The sequence below is a fragment of the Zoogloea sp. genome (genome assembly GCF_041904905.1).
Classification (GTDB): domain Bacteria; phylum Pseudomonadota; class Gammaproteobacteria; order Burkholderiales; family Rhodocyclaceae; genus Zoogloea.
Genome location: NZ_JAYRMI010000114.1, coordinates 1 through 6,868, shown reverse-complemented (window position 1 = coordinate 6,868; position 6,868 = coordinate 1). Strand labels below are relative to the sequence as shown.

Here is a 6,868-nt window from a genome sequence, read left to right as displayed (position 1 = left end):
CGGTTGGCGGCGAGTAGGGTGAGCAGGCCGGGCAGGTCGGGCGAATCCCACAGGCCGTCGAGGTAGGCTTCGGCCAGGCCGATGTCGCCCCGGGCGAGGATCTGCCCGAACACGGCCTTGTCGTGCACCTGCAGGGTGACGCCGCGCTCGCCGTGGCCGAAGAGCACGCAGGCGCCGTCGGGCAGGCGCACCTCCAGCGGGCCGCCTTCGAGCTTGTCGAGCAGGTCGAAGACGGTGCGGGTGTCGCGGGATTGGGCATCGCGGGCCACGCCGCGCAGGGTCAGGGAGTTGTTCATCTGGACGGTTCCTGAAGAGCGGGTTTGGCGGGGCGGGCGCCCAGGAAGGGCACGCCCTTCCACCACAGGCGCAGGGCCTGCCAGTGGATGCGGGCGATCACGCCCAGGGTGAGCAGCGGCATGCGGGCGAAGGCGCCGAGCAGCGCCCGGTTCGACCAGCCCCGGGGGCGGCCGCCGATGGCGGTGAGGAGGAGCGGGCCCGCCTCGTCGCGGTAGTCGATGTGCACCGTCTGCACGCCGCGCCCGAGGGCGAAGCGGAAGCGGTAGTCGCCCGCCACCCGGTTGAAGGGCGAGACGTGGAAGACCTTGTCGGCACCGAACTCGTCCGCATCGCGGATGGGCGCGCCGTCGGGGTGGTGGAGCAGGTAGGCGTGGCGGCCGCCGAAGGTGTTGTTCACTTCGGCCAGCACCGCCACCAGCTGGCCGGCGCGGTCGTGGCAGAACCAGAAGCTCACCGGGTTGAACACGTAGCCGAGCACGCGGGGAAAAGTCTGCAGCACGATCTCGCCGTCGGTCGGCAGGCCGCGGGCGCGCAGCAGGGCTTCGATCCAGGGCAGCAGCGGGCTGCCGTCGCGGGGGCCGTGGTCGACGCGGCGAAAGCCCAGGAGGCGCCAGCGCTCGATGCCGAAGCTGGCCCGCCGGGCGGCGTCCAGCCGGCGCAGGGGCAGCCGCACGAAGAACACCGGGTAGACGAAGGCGTGCTCCACCGGCCGCAGCCGGCGGTGCATCACGTGGCCGAGGAGGACGGTCGGTGCGCTGTCCATGAGCGGCTCAGCCCCGCTCCGCGTGGCGGGCCGGGGCGGCTTCGCCTTGCCAGGGGGCGACCACCCCGAGCCGGTTGGCCACCGCCAGCGCCGAGCGCAGGCCGTCCTCGTGGAAGCCGTAGCTGCCCCAGGCCCCCGCCAGCCACACCCCGCCGATGCCTTGCACCGCCGGCAGCCGCTGCTGGGCGGCGATGGCCGGGCCGTCGAAGATCGGGTGGGCGTAGTCGAAGCGGGCGATCACGCTGGCCGGGTCGGGCTCGCGGGCGGGGTTGAGGGTGACCACCACCGGCGTGCGGAAGGGCAGCGGCTGCAGGCGGTTGATGAGGTAGGAGACGCCCACCGGCTGGTGGCCGGGCTCGCCGTGGCCGGCAAAGTAGTTCCAGGCCGACCACAGCCGGCGATCGCGGGGCAGCAGCGCCGGGTCGGTGTGGAGCACGGCGCGGTTGGGCTGGTAGCGGATCGCCGACAGCACGTCGCGCTGGGCGGGGCTGGCGGCGTCGCCCAGGATGGCGAGGGCCTGGTCGCTGTGGCAGGCCATCACCACCTGGTCGAAGTGCTCGGTGCCGTGGCGGTGGGTGAGCGCCAGGCCGCTGCCGCTGCGGCGCACCGCCGTCACCGGGCAGGCCGTGCGCACGTCGTCGAGCTGGGCGGCGATCCGCCGCACGTATTCGCGCCCGCCGCCTTTCACGGTGCGCCACATGGGCCGGTCGAACACCTGCAGCAGGCCGTGGTTGTGGCAGAAGCGGATGAAGGTGGCCAGCGGCATGTCGAGCATCTGGCCGGTGGGGCAGGACCAGATGGCCGCCGCCATGGGCAGCAGATACCAGTCGGCGAAGGCGCGGGAGTAGCCGCCCTGGTCGAGGAAGTCCTTCAGCCGGCGGTCGTTGTCGGGGTTGGCGGCGAGCCATACGGTGCACTCGCGGTTGAAGCGCAGGATGTCCGACAGCATGGCCCAGAAGCGCCGACGCACCAGGTTGCGCTTTTGGCCGAAGATCGTCGCGAGGTTGCTGCCCGCCCATTCCAGGTTGGGCGATTCGAGGCTGACCGCGAAGGACATTTCGGTCTCGACGCTCTCCACCCCCAGCAGCGCAAACAGCGCGATGAGGTTGGGGTAGGTCTTGTCGTTGAACACCAGGAAGCCGGTGTCCACCGGATGGGTGCGGCCCTCCAGCGTCACGTCCACGGTGTTGGTGTGACCGCCCAGCGCGTCGCCGGCCTCGAAGAGGGTCACCGCGTGGCGGCTGCCCAGCAGCCAGGCGGCCGCCAGCCCCGAGATGCCGGCGCCCACCACGGCGATGCGTTGCTTCGTCTGCATGGCGCGCCTCAGGGGTTGCTGCCGTACAGCTCGGCGTAGGCGGAGTGGTTGTGGATGGACTCGAAGTTCTCGGAGGCCACCTTCCAGTGGGCGATGCGCGGCTCGGCGGCCATCCGCAGGGCGATGTCGCGCACCAGATCCTCGACGAACTTGGGGTTGTCGTAGGCGCGCTCGGTGACCCACTTCTCGTCGGGCCGCTTGAGCAGGCCGAAGACCTCGCAGGAGGCTTCGTCCTCGGCGATGCGCACCAGCGCCTCGATGTCCATCGGCGCGCGCAGGCAGGCCTCCAGGGTGATGTGGGAGCGCTGGTTGTGGGCGCCGTAGGCGGAGATCTTCTTGGAGCACGGGCACAGGCTGGTCACCGGCGCCACCACCCGCAGGGTGAGCCGCGGCGCCTCGCCGACGCTGCGCTCGGCGATCAGGGTGACGTCGTAGTCGAGCAGGCTCTCCACCCCCGACACCGGCGCCGCCTTGCGGATGAAGTAGGTGAAGGCCATCTCGATGCGCCCGCCGGAGGCGTCCAGCCGCAGCAGCATCTCGTCGGCCATGGCCAGGAGGCCGGCGTGGTCGAGGGGCGCGCGGCGGGCCTCCAGCACCTCCACGAAGCGCGACATGTGGGTGCCCTTCACCTCGGGCGGCAGGCCCACGCTCATCGCCACGCTGGCCACGGTGTGCACGATCTCGCCGCCGGGCGAGCGCCACGCCAGCGGGTAGCGCAGGCCCTTGACGCCCACCTGGTGGATCGCCAGCCGGCGATGGTCGGGCGACGACTGCACGTCGGGGAGGAAACGGGTTTCGGGGGCATTCATCGGGGCAGGCTCCTGGCGGGGGATTTACTTGAGGAATTGGTCAATCTTGTTGACCAATTCCCGGTCGTCCGGCTTGGTGAAACTGGTGAAGGCGACCACCTGGGTCGCGTCGCGGTTGATGAGGTACTTGTGGAAGTTCCACTTGGGCTTGCTGCCGGTGATCTCGGCGAGCTTCAGGTAGAAGGGGTTGGCGCCCCTGCCGCTGACCGTCGTCTTGCCAGCCATCGGGAACTTCACCCCGTAGGTGAGCCGGCAGAAGTCGGCGATCTCCTTGTCGCTGCCGGGCTCCTGCTCGCCGAAGTCGTTGGACGGAAAGCCCACCACCACCAGCCCCTTGTCCTTGAGCCGGGCGTAGAGCTTCTCGAGACCGTCGTACTGGCCGGTGAAGCCGCAGTAGCTGGCGGTGTTCACCACCAGCAGCACCTTGCCGGCGTACTGGCAGAGGGGCATCGGCTTGCCATCCTGCAGGGTGGTGAAGCTGTGCTGCAGGAGCGGCGGGCAGGCGGCCGTCGCCCCGGCCGCCCCGGCGAACGCCAGGGCCAGCAGGCCGGCCAGATGGGGGAAACGGATTTTCATGTTCAACCTCGCCTTTTGTTTGTCCTGGACAAATTGCAGCTTTGTTCGTAAGATAGGAGCCGAATAGCGATTTGTCAACGGTTTGTCTCGCTTTTGTTCAGGACAACTATGAACACCCTCAGTTTCAACATCGCCGCCGTCGAGCGGGATACCGGGCTCTCCAAGGATGTCCTGCGGATGTGGGAGCGGCGCTACGGGTTTCCGGTGCCGGAGCGCGACGCCCACGGCGAGCGGGTCTACCCGGCCGACCAGGTGGAGCGCCTGCGCCTCATCAAACGCCTGATGGATCAAGGACATCGGCCAGGCAAGCTGATCGCCGTGCCGATGACCGAGCTGCTCGGGCTGGCGCCGCGTCACCCCCGCCCGGCCGCGCCCGCCCCGTCGGCCGACGCCGACGAGCTGGCCGAACTGCTCGCGCTCATCAAGCACCACGACGGCCCGGGCTACCAGCAGGCCATGCAGCAGCGCCTCGCCCGGCAGGGTTTGCAGCGCTTTGTCCAGGACACCGTCGCCCCACTCACCGAAAAGGTGGGCGAAGCCTGGGAGAACGGCAGCTTCGAGGTGTTCGAGGAGCACCTGTTCACCGAACTCACCAAACGCCTGCTGCGGCAGGCCATCGCCACCCTGCCCTCGGCCGGCCGCGGCCCGCGGGTCCTGCTGACCAGCGTGCCGGAGGAGCCCCACGTGCTGGGCCTGCTGATGGTGGAGGCGCTGCTGGCCCTGGAGGGCGCCGACTGCGTGCCCCTCGGCACCCAGATGCCGCTGCTGGAGATCTGCCGGGCCGCCGACGCGCATCGGGCCGACATCGTGGCGCTGTCGTTCTCGGTGGCCTTTCCCCAGCGTCAGATCCCCGGCCTGCTCCAGCAGCTGCGCCAGATGCTGCCGGCCGGCGTGGCCCTGTGGGCCGGCGGCCGCGGCGTGACCCGCACGCCCCGCCTGGAGGGGGTTCAGCTGCTGGTGAGCCTCGACGCGGCGACCGCCGCCATCGCCGCCTGGCGCGCCGCCCGGGCCCCCGCGACATGAGGCGCGCCCTGCTCGTCGCGGCTGCGGCCCTGCTGGGCTGCACCGCCGCCGTGGCCGACGAGGCCCCACCGCCCCTGACCGCCATCGAATCCCTCGACGTGGCCCGCTACATGGGCCGCTGGTACGAGATCGCCCGCTACCCCAACCGCTTCCAGCGCCAGTGCGTGGGCGAGGCCTCCGCCGATTACCGGCAGCAGCCCGACGACAGCCTGGAGGTCATCAACCGCTGCCGGCTCGCCGACGGCAGACTGGACGAGGCGGTGGGCGAGGCCCGCCAGCTCGGCGGCCCCGCGTCGCCGCGGCTGAGGGTGCGCTTCGCCCCGGCCTGGCTGTCGTTCCTGCCGCTGGTGTGGGGCGACTACTGGGTGGTGGCGCTCGACGCCGACTATCGCTGGGCGGCGGTCGGTGAGCCGTCGCGGCGCTTCCTGTGGGTGCTGGCGCGCACCCCGACGCTGGACGCGCCGACCCTCGCCGAAGTACACCGGCAGCTGCGCGCCAAGGGCTTCGACCCCGCCCGGCTGGTCACCGACCGCCAGCCGGCCGACCGCTGAGGCCCGCCGCCGGGCGCTCGGCATCCGAGAGCGGATAGGCATCCGCCACGTAGGCCGGGCCCTTCATGACCATCACGATGAAGGCACCGATCCCCACCGTGAACACCACCGTCCAGTGCAGCACGATCAGGCTCAGGCTGTAGATGTCCACCATCGTCAGGGTGCCGGCGCCGGAGAGCAGCCGCGCCGCCAGCGCCGGCAGCGCGAGCAGCACCGTGCCCACGACGAGCACCCGGGGGAGACGGCGCAGCACCCTGCGCTCCAGGCCGGCCGGGGTGCGAACGTGGCCGGGAAGCCGATTGAAAAGTCCGGACATGCTGGCCTCCTGTCGGGTGCTTGGGCGCGGGGCGAAGAAATCGGTTTTGTCCTCGACGCACAGGGTGGGCGGCGTCGAAACGGGGGCTGTTTCCTCTGAGGATAGGGAGCAAGCAGGGTTTTGTCCATGACAATTCTCATCACCCCCGGCCCAGCTCGCGCTTTCCGGGCCGGCCTGGGTTCGGCGGCCTCCAGGCACCGCCGGGCGCCCGTCGCCTTTTCGGCGGCGATTGTGGGGCCTGCGGAATGCAATGCCGGCCGGGAGGCGGAGTACACTGGCGCTCCAGTCAGCCTTGGGCAGGGAGATGTCATGAATAGACGGGTGGGTTGGGCGCTGCTGGCCCTCGCGCTCGGCAGCGCAACATGTGGGGCATGGGCCCGGGGCCCGTGGCGTGCCGACCAGGGCAATACGCCCGGCTGGTTCTTCATGACGCCGGCCGAACGCGTCGAACACCAGGCCCGCATCCGCGGCTTCCGCAGCTACGACGAGTGCCAGCGCTACCGGGACGAACATCACCGCCTGATCCTGGAGCGGGCCCGCGAGGCCGGGCGCGAAGCCGGCGGCGGCCGGGATTTCTGCGCCCACCTGCGCCCCCCCGACGACGAACGCCGAACGCAACAATGAACTTCCTGCAAAGGCTCTCCCTGCCCCTGCTCAGCGGGCTACTGATCGGCCTGCCGCTCTACTGGGCCTTCCCCGACAGCCTGCCCCCGGCGCGGATGGCGGCGATCGTGTCCGGCTGGCTGGGCGCGGGCCTGCTCCTCGCCAGCCTGCTGACGATGATCCGCGAGACATGGCTGGCCGAAGGCTTCGGCGGCCTGGAGCGGATGTACCGCTGGCACCACGCGCTGGGCGTGCTCGCCTATCTGGCGCTGCTGGCTCACCCCCTGGCCCTGGCCGCCGACGCCTGGCAGGAGGGCCCCCAGCAGGCGTGGTCGGCCCTCGACCCGCTTCAGCAGAGCTGGCCCGGCTGGCTGGGCTGGGCCGCCCTGCTGGGCCTGATGATCGGCCTGGCCCTGGCCCTGACCCGACGCCTGCCCTACGGCATCTGGCGCATGGGGCACTGGCTGCTGGCGCTGGCCGTGGTGGGCTGCATCGCCCACCTGGTCAGCCTGGGCCTGACCGACGTGCTGCTGGGCATGCCGCTGCTGGCCCTCGTCTTCATGGCCTGGCGCGTCGTCCGGTCCGACGGCGGGCTGGCCGCCAGCCCGTATCTGG

At 71.0% G+C, this 6,868-nt stretch carries 9 protein-coding genes and 1 pseudogene; 4 read left to right on the top strand and 6 right to left on the bottom strand.

The features are described from left to right. The 5 genes and pseudogenes from ACE3N6_RS18830 to ACE3N6_RS18810 all read right to left on the bottom strand — a co-directional run. A pseudogene (locus tag ACE3N6_RS18830) lies at positions 1-296 on the bottom strand (SAM-dependent methyltransferase); the annotation flags it as partial. Then, the gene (locus ACE3N6_RS18825; RefSeq protein ID WP_374247357.1) at positions 293-1,060 is read right to left on the bottom strand and encodes a DUF1365 domain-containing protein; all 768 of its coding nucleotides are present in this window, start codon (positions 1,058-1,060) and stop codon (positions 293-295) included. The pseudogene ACE3N6_RS18830 and the gene ACE3N6_RS18825, both read right to left, overlap by 4 nt. 7 nt (positions 1,061-1,067) lie before the next feature. Continuing rightward, positions 1,068-2,375 carry an NAD(P)/FAD-dependent oxidoreductase gene (locus ACE3N6_RS18820; protein ID WP_374247356.1) on the bottom strand — a complete coding sequence of 436 codons (1,308 nt, stop codon included), beginning with the start codon at positions 2,373-2,375 and terminating at the stop codon, positions 1,068-1,070. A gap of 8 nt (positions 2,376-2,383) precedes the next feature. After that, complete coding sequence (folE2, locus tag ACE3N6_RS18815; RefSeq protein ID WP_374247355.1) at positions 2,384-3,184, bottom strand: GTP cyclohydrolase FolE2; 801 nt, start codon at positions 3,182-3,184, stop codon at positions 2,384-2,386. Between the two features lie 24 nt (positions 3,185-3,208). After that, positions 3,209-3,760, bottom strand: a complete 552-nt coding sequence (locus tag ACE3N6_RS18810) for a glutathione peroxidase (protein WP_374247354.1) — start codon at positions 3,758-3,760, stop codon at positions 3,209-3,211. Positions 3,761-3,868: 108 nt separating this feature from the next. Here ACE3N6_RS18810 and ACE3N6_RS18805 point away from each other — a divergent pair, with 108 nt between their 5' ends. Together ACE3N6_RS18805 and ACE3N6_RS18800 are read left to right on the top strand one after the other, a co-directional pair. Next, entirely contained in the window at positions 3,869-4,783 is a 915-nt protein-coding gene (locus ACE3N6_RS18805) for a MerR family transcriptional regulator (RefSeq protein ID WP_374247353.1), read from the top strand. Next, the gene (locus ACE3N6_RS18800) at positions 4,780-5,334 is read left to right on the top strand and encodes a lipocalin family protein (RefSeq protein ID WP_374247352.1); all 555 of its coding nucleotides are present in this window, start codon (positions 4,780-4,782) and stop codon (positions 5,332-5,334) included. Before ACE3N6_RS18805 ends, ACE3N6_RS18800 begins: the two co-directional genes overlap by 4 nt. On the opposite strand, the gene ACE3N6_RS18795 is transcribed toward ACE3N6_RS18800, so the two are convergent. Then, positions 5,306-5,650, bottom strand: coding sequence for a hypothetical protein (locus ACE3N6_RS18795; RefSeq protein WP_374247351.1), 345 nt, complete (start codon positions 5,648-5,650; stop codon positions 5,306-5,308). The genes ACE3N6_RS18800 and ACE3N6_RS18795 overlap by 29 nt on opposite strands. A gap of 309 nt (positions 5,651-5,959) precedes the next feature. Here ACE3N6_RS18795 and ACE3N6_RS18790 point away from each other — a divergent pair, with 309 nt between their 5' ends. Together ACE3N6_RS18790 and ACE3N6_RS18785 are read left to right on the top strand one after the other, a co-directional pair. After that, a complete protein-coding gene (locus ACE3N6_RS18790; protein ID WP_374247350.1) occupies positions 5,960-6,274 on the top strand; it encodes a hypothetical protein in 315 nt (104 codons plus the stop codon). Continuing rightward, positions 6,271-6,868 (top strand): ferric reductase-like transmembrane domain-containing protein (locus ACE3N6_RS18785; protein ID WP_374247349.1); only part of this gene is annotated, 598 nt, incomplete at its 3' end. The genes ACE3N6_RS18790 and ACE3N6_RS18785, both read left to right, overlap by 4 nt.